General features: G+C 60.9%; 14 protein-coding genes and 1 tRNA gene. 10 read left to right on the top strand and 5 right to left on the bottom strand.

Annotated features, from left to right (window positions below; genetic code table 11):
- Positions 1-5: 5 nt before the first annotated feature.
- Positions 6-914 (top strand): RNA-guided pseudouridylation complex pseudouridine synthase subunit Cbf5, encoded by a 909-nt coding sequence (locus QMC91_RS05465; RefSeq protein ID WP_300236516.1) that lies wholly within the window; start codon positions 6-8, stop codon positions 912-914.
- Between the two features lie 41 nt (positions 915-955).
- Positions 956-1,042, top strand: a tRNA-Ser gene (locus tag QMC91_RS05460).
- A gap of 86 nt (positions 1,043-1,128) precedes the next feature.
- Here the strand turns inward: QMC91_RS05460 and QMC91_RS05455 are convergent.
- From QMC91_RS05455 to QMC91_RS05445, 3 genes are read right to left on the bottom strand one after another with little or no spacing between them, the layout of a single operon-like run.
- Entirely contained in the window at positions 1,129-2,259 is a 1,131-nt protein-coding gene (locus tag QMC91_RS05455) for a CPBP family intramembrane glutamic endopeptidase (protein ID WP_300236513.1), read from the bottom strand.
- A 37-nt stretch (positions 2,260-2,296) separates the two neighbouring features.
- Complete coding sequence (locus QMC91_RS05450) at positions 2,297-3,487, bottom strand: MFS transporter (RefSeq protein WP_300236510.1); 1,191 nt, start codon at positions 3,485-3,487, stop codon at positions 2,297-2,299.
- A gap of 35 nt (positions 3,488-3,522) precedes the next feature.
- Positions 3,523-4,854 carry a cobyrinate a,c-diamide synthase gene (locus QMC91_RS05445; protein ID WP_300236507.1) on the bottom strand — a complete coding sequence of 444 codons (1,332 nt, stop codon included), beginning with the start codon at positions 4,852-4,854 and terminating at the stop codon, positions 3,523-3,525.
- Between the two features lie 128 nt (positions 4,855-4,982).
- Here QMC91_RS05445 and QMC91_RS05440 point away from each other — a divergent pair, with 128 nt between their 5' ends.
- From QMC91_RS05440 to QMC91_RS05415, 6 genes are all read left to right on the top strand, one after another.
- On the top strand, positions 4,983-5,675 hold the full coding sequence (locus tag QMC91_RS05440) for an energy-coupling factor ABC transporter permease (RefSeq protein WP_300236505.1): 693 nt from the start codon (positions 4,983-4,985) through the stop codon (positions 5,673-5,675).
- Positions 5,672-5,950, top strand: a complete 279-nt coding sequence (locus tag QMC91_RS05435) for an energy-coupling factor ABC transporter substrate-binding protein (protein ID WP_300236502.1) — start codon at positions 5,672-5,674, stop codon at positions 5,948-5,950. Before QMC91_RS05440 ends, QMC91_RS05435 begins: the two co-directional genes overlap by 4 nt.
- 36 nt (positions 5,951-5,986) lie before the next feature.
- Positions 5,987-6,763, top strand: a complete 777-nt coding sequence (cbiQ, locus tag QMC91_RS05430; protein WP_300236499.1) for a cobalt ECF transporter T component CbiQ — start codon at positions 5,987-5,989, stop codon at positions 6,761-6,763.
- Entirely contained in the window at positions 6,760-7,965 is a 1,206-nt protein-coding gene (locus QMC91_RS05425) for an ATP-binding cassette domain-containing protein (protein WP_300236496.1), read from the top strand. The genes cbiQ and QMC91_RS05425 overlap by 4 nt, the downstream gene beginning before the upstream one ends.
- 63 nt (positions 7,966-8,028) lie before the next feature.
- Entirely contained in the window at positions 8,029-9,513 is a 1,485-nt protein-coding gene (gene pyk, locus QMC91_RS05420) for a pyruvate kinase (protein ID WP_300236493.1), read from the top strand.
- Between the two features lie 71 nt (positions 9,514-9,584).
- Positions 9,585-10,568: a cation diffusion facilitator family transporter gene (locus QMC91_RS05415; protein ID WP_300236491.1), complete on the top strand. Its 984-nt coding sequence runs from the start codon at positions 9,585-9,587 to the stop codon at positions 10,566-10,568.
- Here the strand turns inward: QMC91_RS05415 and QMC91_RS05410 are convergent.
- The gene (locus QMC91_RS05410; protein WP_300236488.1) at positions 10,565-11,113 is read right to left on the bottom strand and encodes a phosphatidate cytidylyltransferase; all 549 of its coding nucleotides are present in this window, start codon (positions 11,111-11,113) and stop codon (positions 10,565-10,567) included. The genes QMC91_RS05415 and QMC91_RS05410 overlap by 4 nt on opposite strands.
- Positions 11,114-11,221: 108 nt before the next feature.
- On the opposite strand from QMC91_RS05410, the gene QMC91_RS05405 reads away from it, so the two are divergent.
- Complete coding sequence (locus QMC91_RS05405; RefSeq protein WP_300236485.1) at positions 11,222-12,466, top strand: hypothetical protein; 1,245 nt, start codon at positions 11,222-11,224, stop codon at positions 12,464-12,466.
- On the opposite strand, the gene QMC91_RS05400 is transcribed toward QMC91_RS05405, so the two are convergent.
- The gene (locus QMC91_RS05400; protein ID WP_300236483.1) at positions 12,441-12,707 is read right to left on the bottom strand and encodes a hypothetical protein; all 267 of its coding nucleotides are present in this window, start codon (positions 12,705-12,707) and stop codon (positions 12,441-12,443) included. The genes QMC91_RS05405 and QMC91_RS05400 overlap by 26 nt on opposite strands.
- 119 nt (positions 12,708-12,826) lie before the next feature.
- Here QMC91_RS05400 and QMC91_RS05395 point away from each other — a divergent pair, with 119 nt between their 5' ends.
- A complete protein-coding gene (locus QMC91_RS05395) occupies positions 12,827-13,549 on the top strand; it encodes a small multi-drug export protein (RefSeq protein ID WP_300236480.1) in 723 nt (240 codons plus the stop codon).
- Positions 13,550-13,682 lie beyond the last annotated feature (133 nt).

The following is a 13,682-nucleotide window of genomic DNA, read 5'->3' as shown; positions in this document are numbered from 1 at the left end:
CGCAAATGTCCGGGCAGGAGTCATCTATCCCGGAATCCGGGATAGTCCTCATCGACAAACCCCGTGGCCCGAGCAGCCATCAGGTGGCCGCCTGGGTCGGGGAGATCCTGGGACGCCGGGTGGGTCACGCCGGGACGCTCGACCCGCAGGTCTCGGGGGTGCTCATCGTCATGTTCGGCCCTGCAGTCAGGCTGGCCCCCGTCCTTCTCTCGCACAACAAGGAGTATATCTGTTTGATGAGACTCCACGCCGACGCCTCGCGGGACAAGGTAGAGCGTGCAGCGACGGAGTTCGTCGGCCGGATATACCAGCGGCCGCCACGGAAGAGTGCGGTGAAGCGAAGCCTGCGGATCAGAAAGATCCAGGAGATCGAGATCCTGGAGATGGAGGGGAGACTTGTTCTATTCCGCGTCCGCTGCGACGCCGGGACCTACATCCGGACGCTCTGCGTGCATCTGGGCTACGCGATCGGGACGTGTGCCCACATGGAAGAACTCCGGCGGACACGCTCGGGACCCTTCGACGAGACAGGTGCTGTCACGCTCCACGAACTTGCCGACGCCGCTACGTTCGCACGGGAGGGCAACCCCGAACCCCTCCTGAGGATGATCCACCCCCCGGAAGCAGCCGTTGCCGGGCTTCCGAAGGTTATCATCCGCGACACCGCGGTCGACGCCATATGTCACGGGGCAGTCCTCGCCGGGGTCGGTGTCGCGGAGAAGGTGGGAGGGTTTGGAGAGGGCGAGACGGTTGCCATCATGACGCAGCGCGGCGAACTTGTAGGTCTCGGGCGTTCTCTTCTTGGATCGTCGGCGCTGAGACCTGGAGAACCCGGGTTTGTCGTCGCGCCAACAACCGTCCTGATGCCGGCCGGCACCTATCCCCGTGGCTGGAAGACGCACGCCGGAAGGTAATATTAATAGAATACACCGCCAACGTCTGATGCACCATCTGTGCTGAGGTAGTCTAGACCGGTAAGGCGCGGGCCTGGAAAGCCCGTGGGGCGTTGAGCCCCTCGGGAGTTCAAATCTCCCCCTCAGCGTTCTCTTATCACTGTTCTTCAACTCACACCCACCCGCGAAAGGGTGTGGGCCTCAGGCTATGCCATACCTTCCCTGGCAGAAGTCTTCATATCGAGATCCCGACCATAAGCATCGAGAAGAGCACCAGGTCGTATACCGTGTGCGTTATCGCCGATGTAGTGGTGTTCGAGCGGCGGCGGATAAAGCCAAAGATGATCCCGGCCAGGAAGACCGATATCAGCCCGTCCCAGCTGTACTGGAAGGCGTGGAGCGACGCAAACAGGAGCGCCGGGAGGAGGATCCCGAACCGTGGCTGGAGCAGACCGCGGATGCTCACCTCTTCGCCGAACCCTGCCGTGACGGATGCCATGATGATCCCGGGGATGGTGAGCACCCCGGAGAAGAGCAGGTTGACAGCCTCCTCATCGGTCACCGGGAGACCGAGGAAGCCCACAAGCGCGGCGAGCGCCTGATCGATGAAGTGGAACGCCGCAACGAGCACGAAAGCCGCGCCCACGGCAAAGAGAACCTCTCTCCACGTCGGCAGGACAAGCCCGAGTCGATCCAGGGTCTCGCGGGGTGACCGGCGGACGAACGCTCCCGCTATGAAGAACGAACCCACGAACGTCCAGAAGAGGGTGTAGGCGTTCAGTGAGACCGTCTCAGTAAGGAGGCCACCCGACTCGATCATGAACTCAAGGAACGGCGGCGACAGGTAGGGAGGAATCCCGGTGACCAGGAGCGGTATGGGCGGGATGAGGATCATTGCAAGGATGACGACGAGCGCGACGGTGTGGAGGAGCGAGTCGGGGTCGAACGGCAGGTAACCTGCAAGCCAGACCCGGAACCGGCGCGAGAACCCGATGAGACTTACAAGCCCGGCAACAAAGACGCCCAGGAAGAGAAGAGCAACGGCGGCGGCCAGTTCAGGGTTGAAGATCTCGGGGTCTACCTCCTCCGGCAGGATGGCAATTGCCCCGAGACTGGCCGTGACGGTCGCAAGCCCTGCAACCACGACAAACAGCCAGATGATGGCAACCCGGCGGTAGGCCGGGTGCCTCGTTTCGGCGAGATGGACAAGGAGCGCAAGAATGACAAAGAGCGCCACATCAAGCGCTGCGGCGAGAAATGCTCCCGCCTCACCTCCAACCTCCCCGAACGCTGCAAAAACGAAGATGAGCCCGAAGAGGGCGATCAGCAGTTCAGGGGTATGAAGGCGGCAGAACTCCTGAAACATACCCCACGTTTTGACCGGAGAGACAAAGAACGTATCTTCAGCGCCAGCCAGACCTCCCGATTGCTGACCAGCATAACACCCCTGCAACCACAATGACCGCTGCAAGCAGGTGAAATATCGTCGTGAGAGCCCACCTGCCCAGGATCAGCGCTCCTGCAAAGGGGCCCACAGAGAGCCCCATAGAGTAGAACGTATTGTATATACCGTAGGCGGCGCCCTGTGAACCGTGGTTACGGTAGATCTCGGCCAGGATCGGCATCACCGGCACGAGGGCAGAACCAAGCCCGATCCCCAGCATAAAGATTGTAACACCGGTGATGAGGAGGGTCTCAGCCTGCACGGCGGTAAAGATTGCAGCCCCGGCAAGGAGGAGACCTCCGGATATAAGGTAGCGACTGCCGCCGTAGCGGTCATAGATCCGGCCTGCGATTGGCTGTGCAATTATGGTCGCGACCGCCAGAACCGCAAAAATACCCCCGATCATCGCCGGCGGGGCAGAGAAGGCTGCATGGAGGTGGACGGGGAGGTAGGGGTCGATCACCCCATATGTCCCGGAGACCGCAACGGTCACCACCGCACAGACCGCGAGCGGGAGGAGAGAGCCCCGTGGGAGGAGGGGTGGGCGCTCCCGCCGGGTGCTGCAGACAGGGATTGCGAGGACGATAAGACCGATGATGCCTGCCAGAACCGCCGGGATTATGAAGGTCGCAGTGTGGCCGGCATACTCAAAGAGCAGTCCACCGGCGACAGGCCCGAGGACGGTGCCGAGCCCAACCGACGATAACGCGATCCCCATCTTCTCTCCGAGCCTCGCGGGATCGCATGTATCGGCGATGAGCGCAAGCCCCGCAGACCAGGTTGCCGCGGCCGATATCCCCTGGACCGTCCGGGCGATGGTCAGGTGCAGAACTGTGACAGAGAGCCCGAAGAGCGCTGTTGCGAGAGCAAGGAGGAGCATCCCGCCGGCTATGAGGGGTCGGCGTCCCACCCGATCGGAGAGGAGCCCCATGGGTATGGAGAATACAAGAAGCATGGCGGCGTAGAGCCCGAAGATGACCCCGACGACCGATTCATCCACGCCAAACCAGACGGCATACTGAGGGAAGATCGGGATCAGGAGGCCGTAGATCATCATGTCCATGAAGATGACGAGCACGACCATCACCAGGATCGCATCAGGCGACGCGGCGATACGCTCACGTAGGCTCTGTGGTTCAGCGATTCTCAATCGTCCATCCTCCTGGACGCTTCCAGCACAGGATTCTAAGACCGCCTGTGCTCAGCGGCGGCATCGACCAGCGTTTGCACAAACCCGTCCGTGAAGTAGGCGTGGGTGTACTGCCCGACCGCGTTACCGGCGACGAGGCCGTCCCTACCGCCGTCGATCCCGCGGCCGCGTATGAGGTCCAGGACGAACCTTGCGTCGCGGTCACACTCCAGGCGCGAGTAGTGAAACTCGTGACCCCGGAAGAGGGAACCCGGCACAAGGAGGGGTGCACCGCCAAGAACCCTGGCCTCCACATATCCGAGGGCCTGGATGCGCCCGGTCATCTCCGCGGTCGCCGGGAGGATACCCGCCATCGGGTAGTCCACCCCGTCGGTGGTGAGCCGATCGCTCAGGTATATGAGTCCGCCGCACTCCGCGTATACGGGCATCCCGTCCCCGACCGCTCTGCGCAGATCTTCCCGGCACCTGGACGAGGATAGAGCCTCCGCGTGGAGTTCCGGGTAGCCGCCACCGAGGTAGAGGGCATCCACACGAGGGAGACGGTCGGCCATCGGCGAGAAGAATACCAGATCCGCCCCCGCCAGGACGAGTCTCTCCAGGTTGTCGGCGTAGTAGAAGCAGAACGCCGCATCGTCTGCAACACCGATCCTCGCCCTGATCTCCTGGCGGGGCGTCGTCGTTCCCGGATCCTGGAGCGGCGGGGCCGAGGTGGCCAGGTCGATGATCGCATCGAGATCGCAGGTCTCTTCAACCACAGCGCCGTATCGCGCCATCGCCCCGGTCTCGGTTGCCATCGCAAGCCCGAGGTGCCGGCTCTCGACCGCGAGATCGTTCCGTCGTGGGACCGCCCCGTATATCGGGAGGCTCTCTGTCTCCTCGATCATGGCGAGGTGCCGGGAGCTCCCGATCCGGTTGAGTATGACCCCGGCAACCCTGAGATCAGGGTCGAACCCCGCATAGCCCCTGACCATGGCATGGACGCTTCGTGACATGCCCTCCACGTCCACCACCAGGATGACCGGGGCATCCAGGATCTTTGCAACGTGTGCCGTGCTTGCGATATCAGTCCCCTCAAGACCGTCGTAGAGCCCCATCACGCCCTCGATGACGGCGATGGAGGCGCCGGTGGAGCCCCTGATAAACGTCTCACGCACCCCCGCCTCACCCATCATGAACGGGTCGAGGTTGCGGCATGGCCGGCTGCAGATGGCCGAGTGGTGCGTGGGATCGATGAAGTCAGGGCCCACCTTGAAGGGCTGGACAACGAGCCCCCTCGCGACGAGTGCCGCCATCAGCCCGCTTGCAATCGTGGTCTTACCGCAACCGCTGTGGGTTCCGGCGATAACGATGCGTGGAATCCGGTGCATAGGGATCCAGGAGTGTTGAATACCGGAGGAGATAAATATGACCACAAATAACCATGATATATCAAAATGTGTTACATTATATCAACAAAAATTGTTTTATCCCTACGACAGCGGTCGGGAGTGATCATATGCACATAATGGAAGGATTCTTGCCCAGTCCATGGTGGGAGATCTGGTTCCTGGTCTCCCTGCCCTTCATTGTATTCGGTGTCTACCAGCTAAACCGGCTTGTAAAAGAGAGGCGTGAGACGCTGCCGCTCCTTGCTGTTGCAGGCGCCTTCGTCTTTGTCCTCTCATCCCTCAAACTCCCCTCGTTCACCGGGAGTTGCTCCCACCCCACCGGGACGGGGCTTGGAGCCATCCTGTTCGGCCCCTGCATCGCAGGCGTCCTTGGACTGATAGTCCTCGTCTTTCAGGCGGTCTTCCTGGCGCACGGCGGGATAACCACACTCGGGGCAAACGTATTCTCGATGGGGATCGCCGGCCCGGCCGTCGCCTACCTGATCTACAAAGCCGGGACACGGGCGGGCGCGAACACATACGCCACGGTCTTTGCCGCTGCAGCGCTTGCGGATCTCTTCACCTACGTCGTTACATCCATCCAGCTTGCGCTTGCTTTCCCGGGCACCACCGGGTTTCTTGGAGCGTTCATGGCATTTGCGGCGATATTTGCCGTTACCCAGGTTCCGCTTGCCATCATCGAGGGTGCGATCATCGCGCTGGTCTTCAAGTACATAGTCCACCTCAAACCCGAGATCCTTATCCGTCTGAACCTCCTCCCTGAGAGCACCATCCAGAGACTGAAGGAGACTGCCGCATGAAGTATGGTCTGGAGATCGCGGTAATCACACTTATCATCGTCTTTGCCGGCATATTCCTCTTTCAGGACGCCGCCGGTGAAAACTCCTGGGGTGGGGCTGACGGCGAGGCCGCAGAACTCATCGAGGCCACGGGCTACGAACCCTGGATCGAACCGTTCTGGGAACCTCCGAGCGGCGAGATAGAGTCGCTCCTCTTTGCCCTGCAGGCCGCCATCGGGGCTGTTATCATAGGTTACGTCTTCGGCTACTGGCAGGCCAGCAGGAAGAACACCTGAATCTTTACCCTGCACCGATAAACCTGGTGAGAGATTATGCACGAGATGCTCGAAGACTTCGCCCGGAGAAACGAGCTCCGGGAGACAGCCCCCTGGCTCAAGTTGTTCCTGGGGGTCGCGAGCATCCTCATCTGTGTCTCATCGCCCGGTCCCATCGCGCCCCTGCTGGTCGCGGCCTCGATGAGCGCCGCCATCCTTCTTCTTGCAAAGATCCCTGCACGGTTCTACACCCATCTTCTCCTCATCCCGGTCTCGTTTGCTCTAATGAGCATCATAGTCGTCCTCTTTATCACCGGGGGCGGGAGAGTCCTCGTGGATCTCCCGGCCCTCCCGCTCGCGGTCACGACGGAAGGCGCAAACCTCGCCATCCTGATCCTTGCCCGGGTCTTCGGGGGTATGTGCTCCCTCTACTTCATCGGGCTCACGACACCGATGACCGAGATCTTCGATATACTCCATCGGCTCCGGGTGCCCACCGTTCTTGTCGACCTGGCCATGCTCACCTACCGGTTCATCTTCATCCTCATCGATGAGGCCGGCCAGATCTACCGCTCTCAGGTGATGCGGCTTGGGTATGGCCGGTTCAGGGAATCGGTGAACTCCCTCGGGATGCTTGCCGGCACACTCTTCATCCGGACATGGGAGAGCGGAGAAGCCCTGATCATGGCGATGGACGCCCGCTGCTACGATGGATTACTGGCAGTCCCTGAGGAAAACCAGACCGTCTCCGGTCTATCGCTTACGGTGGCGCTGGTCTACATCGGGACGATGCTCTGGGTATCGCTCACAAGCGGAGGTATGCAGATACTATGAAACCACTCATCGAGACCGAGAACCTCACCTACACCTACCCGAACGGGCCAGCTGCTCTCGCCGGTGTGAATCTCCGGATCGAGGCCGGGTCAAAGACCGCCATCGTCGGCCCTAACGGCGCCGGTAAGTCAACGCTCCTCCTGATGTTCAACGGTATGCTCCGGCCGGACAGTGGAGAGATCCGGTTCTCCGGTAGACCGATCGCATACGATAACCGGAGTCTCCGCGACCTCCGGCGCCGGGTCGGGTTCGTCTTCCAGAACCCCGACGTCCAGATCATCGCCCCTACGGTCGAAGCGGACGTGGCCTTCGGGCCGTTGAACCTGGGTCTCCCGCCGGATGCCGTCCGGAAGGCGGTGCGGGACGCTCTCGGCTACGTTGGTCTCCAGGGCTACGAGAAACGGCCGCCCCACCACCTCTCCGGCGGGGAGAAGAAACGGGTTGCAATCGCGGGTATACTCGCGATGGAACCGGACGTCCTGGTCTTTGACGAACCGACGAACACCCTTGACCCTGCAAGCGCCGAGGAGGTGATGGAACTCCTCGACGAACTCGCCACCAGCGGCAGGACGGTGCTCATATCCACTCACGACGTCGAACTCGCCTACCGCTGGGCCGACTCGGTAATACTGATGGAACGGGGGAGGATCCTTGCCCGGGGGCCGCCCGGAGAGGTCTTCTCGGACTCCCGTCTCCTGGCGGCCGCAAGGCTAAAACCGCCGGCCCTGCTCGACCTCTACAACGAGCTCGGTCTTCGGGGCATCATCGACCCGGACGCTCCTCCAAAGAGCGTGCTTGAGTTCACCGACAGGATCGAGCGTATGATCCACGGCCGTGCCGTGACGGGGGCGCTGACAGGGAGGGTCTACCTCTGCGACGTCGAGAGGGTATGCGGCGATGAACTGCGAGGGTTTATAGAGTCCGGGGCGGTGGAGCACGTCGGTGCCATGGGGACGCGTGCAAAGGAGTTTGCCGGCCACGAGCGGATCTACCCTGACTACACCTACGGTGTCATCGACAGGTGTATCCTGAAGGCCCTGATAGGGGAGAACTCGCTCATCATCACCAGCGGTGGGATGGTGGAACACGTCAAAAAGCGGATCGGCGAGTACAGTGCCGAGAGCGGGCAGACGATCGCGGTGATCCCGCTTGGCAGAGGTAAAGGGCACCCCGGCGCCACCGGGGGAGAGATCCCCTCCTGACGGCATCTCCAGAACCGCGGCGGGGGAAGGTTAATCCTATAGTGCTGCTCGAAGACTACTGTAATGATGCACCAGAGAACCGTGGGCTCTGGAGGGGTGAGGATAAGCCTGCCAGACCACAGGACGAAGATCGTCTCTACCATAGGCCCGGCATCTCGATCCCGGGAGGTACTTGTCCGGATGATCCAGGCCGGCATGAACGTTGCCAGGCTCAACCTTGCCCACGGATCTTTTGAGGAGCACAGAGAGAACATCGGTAACATCAGGGCGGCCTCGGAGGAGACCGGGTTACCTGTCACGATCCTGCTCGACCTGCCGGGGCCAAAGATCCGGGTTGGAACCCTCGCAGAGGAGCCCATGGTCCTCGAGAAGGGCGAGAGCGTCACCCTGGTTCCAGCCCCGTCATCAGACGATCTTTCCACGATCCCGGTAGATTTTGAACAGTTTCCGCAGATGGTCTCGCCGGGGTGCACACTATACCTGAACGATGGTTTCCTGCAGTTGCAGGTCGAGGAGGTCGGGGAACAGGAGGTCCGGGCAACGGTGGTTCTCGGAGGGCCGCTGCTGTCCCGGAAGGGCGTGAGCGTTATAGGTGGCGAGGGTAATATGGCGGTCAGTGCCCCGACCCGGCGGGACCTTGAGTGTATCGAGTTCGGTCTCTCGGAGGGGGTTGATCTCTTCGGCCTCTCTTTTGTCAGACGGGCGGAGGATATCAGGGTGGCGCGGGATCACGCAGCGCGGTTCGGGAAAGACATACATGTGATAGCAAAGATCGAGCGGGCGGAGGCTCTCTCAAACCTCGATGCCATCCTCCAGGAGGCCGACGGGGTCATGATCGCGCGGGGAGACCTGGGCGTCCAGACGCCCATCGAGGACGTCCCCATTGTGCAGAAACGGATCATCCTGAAAGCCAGCATCCTGGGTCGTCCGGCGATCACCGCCACCCAGATGCTGATGTCGATGACCGAGAACATCCGGCCAACCCGGGCGGAGGTTACAGATGTCGCAAACGCCATCCTGGACGGCACGGATGCTCTCATGCTCTCGGAAGAGACTTCCATCGGGAACTACCCGGTCGAGACGGTCGCGATGATGGCAAAGATCGCCCGTTCGACCGAGGCCAACCGCTCTGTTACCGGGGCGCGGTCTGCCGCCATCGAGCACCTCCGGCAGGGAATGGAACGGGAGAGGATCACCGTCAACGATGTTGTCTCGCTCAATGTCATCCAGGCGCTGGACGCACTTGGTATCCGCTACGTCCTTACACCTACCCGTACCGGGACGACGCCACGCAGCATCTCCCGTTTCAAGCCAGAGGCCTGGATCCTGGCGTTCACCCGAAACCCAGAGACATTCAGATTCCTGGCTTTCTCCTGGGGGGTTTACCCGTTCCTGGTAGAGGGCGAAAAGGAACACTGGCATGAGGCGATCCTGGAGTTGATCAGGGACTCGGGACTGGTAACGCCCGGCGAACGCGTGATCCTGACGGAAGGGATCTTCCCAGCTGGCAGGGGGACGAACTCGCTCGTCATCCTCACCCTCGAGTGAGGAAAAGTAACCGGGATCCGTCTCACAGGGACGCAAACCCTATCCCGGTGGATGGGAGATAATCATAGGGTATGGGAACAGTCGCTGCGGGAGATAGGGACGATATACTGAAGGAGAAGACCGCACGCCTCTCCGTTGTATCGAACACGCTTCTTGTCGCGACGAAACTTGCTGTAGGTCTTGCGATCGGATCGGTCGGGATCATATCCGAGGCGATCCACTCCGGAATCGACCTGATGGCCGCGGCCATCGCCTACTTCTCGGTAAGGCAGTCGGCCCGCCCTCCTGACGAGTGCCATACCTTCGGGCACGGGAAGTACGAGAGCCTATCGGGGCTCATAGAGGCGATCCTGATCCTGGTTGCGGCCGTCCTGATCATAAACGAGGCGCTGCGAAACCTCTTCGGCGGAGAACCGACTCTAGATATGGAGGGGCTCTGGTTTGGTATCGCCGTGATGCTGCTCTCTGCCGTGGTGAACCTCTTTGTCTCTTCCAGGTTGATGACGGTGGCAAAGAAGACCGAGTCGATCGCGCTTGAGAGCGACGCCTGGCACCTGCGCACGGATGTCTACACCTCCCTCGGGGTTGTGGCAGGGCTTTTACTGATCCGGTTGACCGGTCTTGTGATACTCGATGCGCTCATTGCGCTTGCGGTCGCCGTCATAATCCTCAGGGCGGCCTATGACCTCATCCGCCGCTCGTTTCAGGACCTCGTCGATCAGAGCCTTCCCGCCGGGGAGGAGGAGAGGATCCGGGAGATCATACGCGGGCACTGTACGGACGTCATCGATTTCCATCGGCTCCGGACACGCCGGTCAGGGCCGAACCGGTTTGTAGACCTTCACCTGATAGTCCCGCGGACAGCGACCCTCGAGGAGGCTTACGGGATCGTGAGACACCTGGAGGACGATATCAGGCATGAGTTTCCGCGGACAAACGTCACGATCCGCGTTCAGCCCTGCACCGGTGAGGACTGCTCGACCTGCGGGGTATTCACGACCTGTCCGGATTGTGATCATCACAGTGCCGATGGAGAGACGGGGGACCACGCCTAAAGCAACACCGTGAGGATGACACAGGCAACGACCGGCACGATCAGGTTGTCGTCCACGGGGCTCAAGAGTTCGGCAAACGCAGCGACTGCGGCGGTGAGGAGGGCGGCGCCTTGCGGGACGAGGAAGAGGAGAGCTACGGTCGTCACCAGAAACCCTGCGAGTGTGGCCTCGATGGATTTCTGGTTGTAGATCCGTGTCCTGCCAAACCTGAGGCCGACAAGCGTGGTGATGCTGTCGAGGAGAGAGAGCACCACGAGGCCTACGAAGGTGACCTCTTTTGAGAAGAAAGTCAGGCAGAAGAGCGCACCGAGCGCAAAGAAGAGCGCTCCCTTACCCGGCATGACGTCCCGCCGCTCCATGGTTGCGATTAACGTTGATACCACCGGGATTTTGTAGCCACGGGAGAGGGCATCAGAGAGGATGAAACCCGCAAAGAGGGCAAGGACAAGGGCGTAGAGGGCGAGTTCGCGCTCAGAGATGAGGATGAAACTGGCGATCGCCAGACCGAAGATGAGGTGGACAACCTTCCGGAGCGGTTCGTTCATCACCTGGAGGTGGGGCGTTGGAGCGGTTAAACCCTCTGCAACGAGAGTACGCGCCTCACGGCGGTGTTAAGTAGCGGTGGAGCCCATAAGTCTCCAGGAGGGGGGTGGATGAAGCCTTCAACATACATTGGAGAGAGCGCTGCAGATATAGACGCTGTCGCGCGATTTTACGTCAAATGCGTGCTCTGGCTCGGGGTGCACGACCCGATCTATGTGGAGGCCTACTTCGGCCCGGAGGCGGTGCGAGAGGAGGCGCTTACGGTCAGCGTTCCGCCGGATCGAATCGCAGGTTACGCCACTGATCTCATTGCCACCCTTGACCGGATCGATCCAGAACATCTGGATGGGGCCTGGAGGAGGCGCCACGCCTATCTCCAGGGGATGATCCGGGCGCTTGAGGCCCGTGCCGGGATCATGGCCGGGAAGCGGCCGGGCTTCGATGCAGAGTTCAGAGCGCTCTTTGGCATCGCGGCACCGGAGGATGATCCGGATTACTACGGGGAACTGCATACAACGCTTGATTCGCAGTTACCCGGCACCGGGGACCTGGCATCCCGTTACAGGGCTTTCATGGACTCGTTCATTCTCCCGGCAGACCGTCTGGAACCGGTCTTTGCAGCAGCGTTTGCCGAAAGTCGCCGACGGACAGCAGCGCACCTGCCGCTTCCTGCAGGAGAGCGTCTTGAGATCACCTGCGTCAGCGATGAGGGCTACAACCGCTACCTGGGTGACGGGAGAAGCCAGGTCGGGGTAAGCACCACAGCCCTGACCATAGACCGGGTTCTCGCTCACGCCTGCCGTGAGGGCTACCCGGGCCGTCATACGGTCCGGGCGATCCGGGAGACGGCGCTTGTCCGTGCCCGTGGCTGGATCGAGCATTCGGTCATTCCGCTTCTATCACCGTTTACGACGGTTGCTGAAGGCGCTGCGCTCTATGGGGAGGAGATGGTCTTTCCTGACCGCGATCGCGTTCGGTTCTATGAGGAGGTTCTATTTCCGCTGGCGGGGTTTGACCCGGCGGACGCGGGTCTCCTGGATACCGTTGCCAGCGCGGCCAGATCTCTGGAACTTGCGGGGAACGCCCGCGTTGGCCGCGGGTATCTCGCCAGCCTTCTATCACGGGAGGAGGCGTGCAGGATCCTCCAGGACGTCATGCTCCTCGACCGTGATGGGGCAGAGGCCCGTCTCCGGTTCATAGAAGAGTTTCGGGGATACCCGGTGGCTCTCTCCAGGGGTTACCGGCTTGTCCGGGAGTATGTGGGGAGCGGTGCTGACCGGTGGGATCGTTTCGCCAGAATAATCACCGAGCCACTGTTGCCCGGCGATCTCACCTCGAGCGGCAGTCCCGAATGAACTGACGTGCCTCGTCGTCGGTGATCGCGTAGGTTGCCTGGGTGTCGAGCGCGATGGCGCGGAGAATCACCGCTACATCGTCGAGGCGACGCTTGTGGTCTCCGCGGACGTGTTTTCGCACCTCCCGCAGTGTCTCGAGTGCTGTCGCAACGTTCGCAATGGTGCAGAGGGCGCTCTCCCGGCTCCCGGCCTCGATGCGCGGGAGGTTGCGGGGCGATCGGGTTGCAGGAGGAGGGCTCATGCTACCTATCCTTGCGCTCCGTGAACTTGAAGGTGCTGGATCGGTCTTCCGGTAATGTATTATCAGGGAGCCTCCAGATGTAATGGGAAGACTTCCCGACAGGGGAACGAGGAATGAGCATGAACGATACAACGGGCGTATCCGGACGGGTATGGTGGAGGATAATCCTCGATCACCCTTACATCGCCGGTCCCATAAAGTTCCTCCTCCCGTTCGGGATCGGGATTACGCTCTTTGCGACCCTGTACCTGCTCCTCCCATACCAGGATTTCCTCAACCTCTCGGGACTGCTTGGCGCATACTTCATCCCCCCGGCCGGGAAGGAGTCGATCATTCCCATAGCGATCATGATGGGCTACCCCTGGTGGCTTGTCACGTTCGCGGTCTTCATGGTGGATGCAGCGGTATCGCTCTTTATCGTCTGGAACTTTGATCTGGCGCTGAAGATTCCGCTCATAGGCAGGTTGCTTGAGAGCGGGATGAGGGGAGGCCAGGAATATTTTGATGCACGACCATGGGTCAGGCGGTTCTCGACGATCGGGCTTATCCTGTTTGTCTTCTTCCCATTCCAGGGGACAGGGTCGACGAACGGATCGCTACTTGGCCGGTTGCTGGGGCTGGAGAAGGCATGGGTCTTTCTGTGTGTCTGCACCGGCTCGTTTTTGTCCAGCCTCCTGATATCTCTTGGCGCTGATGTCATGCTGGATATCTATCGACAGAACAACGCCCTGGGACTGGGTCTCCTGGCCGTGGTACTTGTCACGATCGTTGCCGCCCTGGTGGCCCTGAGGCTGCGCAAAAAACGGTTCAGGGAGCGCAAACGTAAGGCAAGGGGATGGTGAGGGGATATTAATCATACACCGGTCTGAGGCAAAACAGGTCACTGACGACGTAGTTGAGGCGGTCGTTGCAGATTCCGATAGCCCCCTCCAAAACCATCTGGATCTCCAGCCTTATTTTACCGTTGGATTCGCG

Source organism: Methanoculleus sp., from assembly GCF_030019085.1.
Lineage (GTDB): Archaea > Halobacteriota > Methanomicrobia > Methanomicrobiales > Methanoculleaceae > Methanoculleus.
This window is presented reverse-complemented; position numbering and strand designations above follow the sequence as displayed.

Bases quoted from the DNA above. Each gene is read 5' to 3' on its own strand.
- QMC91_RS05465 (WP_300236516.1), top strand. From the start codon at position 6: ATGTCCGGGCAGGAGTCATCTATCCCGGAATCCGGGATAGTCCTCATC.
- QMC91_RS05455 (WP_300236513.1), bottom strand. From the start codon at position 2,259: ATGTTTCAGGAGTTCTGCCGCCTTCATACCCCTGAACTGCTGATCGCC.
- QMC91_RS05445 (WP_300236507.1), bottom strand. From the start codon at position 4,854: ATGCACCGGATTCCACGCATCGTTATCGCCGGAACCCACAGCGGTTGC.
- QMC91_RS05440 (WP_300236505.1), top strand. From the start codon at position 4,983: ATGCACATAATGGAAGGATTCTTGCCCAGTCCATGGTGGGAGATCTGG.
- QMC91_RS05435 (WP_300236502.1), top strand. From the start codon at position 5,672: ATGAAGTATGGTCTGGAGATCGCGGTAATCACACTTATCATCGTCTTT.
- cbiQ (WP_300236499.1), top strand. From the start codon at position 5,987: ATGCACGAGATGCTCGAAGACTTCGCCCGGAGAAACGAGCTCCGGGAG.
- QMC91_RS05425 (WP_300236496.1), top strand. From the start codon at position 6,760: ATGAAACCACTCATCGAGACCGAGAACCTCACCTACACCTACCCGAAC.
- pyk (WP_300236493.1), top strand. From the start codon at position 8,029: ATGATGCACCAGAGAACCGTGGGCTCTGGAGGGGTGAGGATAAGCCTG.
- QMC91_RS05415 (WP_300236491.1), top strand. From the start codon at position 9,585: ATGGGAACAGTCGCTGCGGGAGATAGGGACGATATACTGAAGGAGAAG.
- QMC91_RS05410 (WP_300236488.1), bottom strand. From the start codon at position 11,113: ATGAACGAACCGCTCCGGAAGGTTGTCCACCTCATCTTCGGTCTGGCG.
- QMC91_RS05405 (WP_300236485.1), top strand. From the start codon at position 11,222: ATGAAGCCTTCAACATACATTGGAGAGAGCGCTGCAGATATAGACGCT.
- QMC91_RS05400 (WP_300236483.1), bottom strand. From the start codon at position 12,707: ATGAGCCCTCCTCCTGCAACCCGATCGCCCCGCAACCTCCCGCGCATC.
- QMC91_RS05395 (WP_300236480.1), top strand. From the start codon at position 12,827: ATGAACGATACAACGGGCGTATCCGGACGGGTATGGTGGAGGATAATC.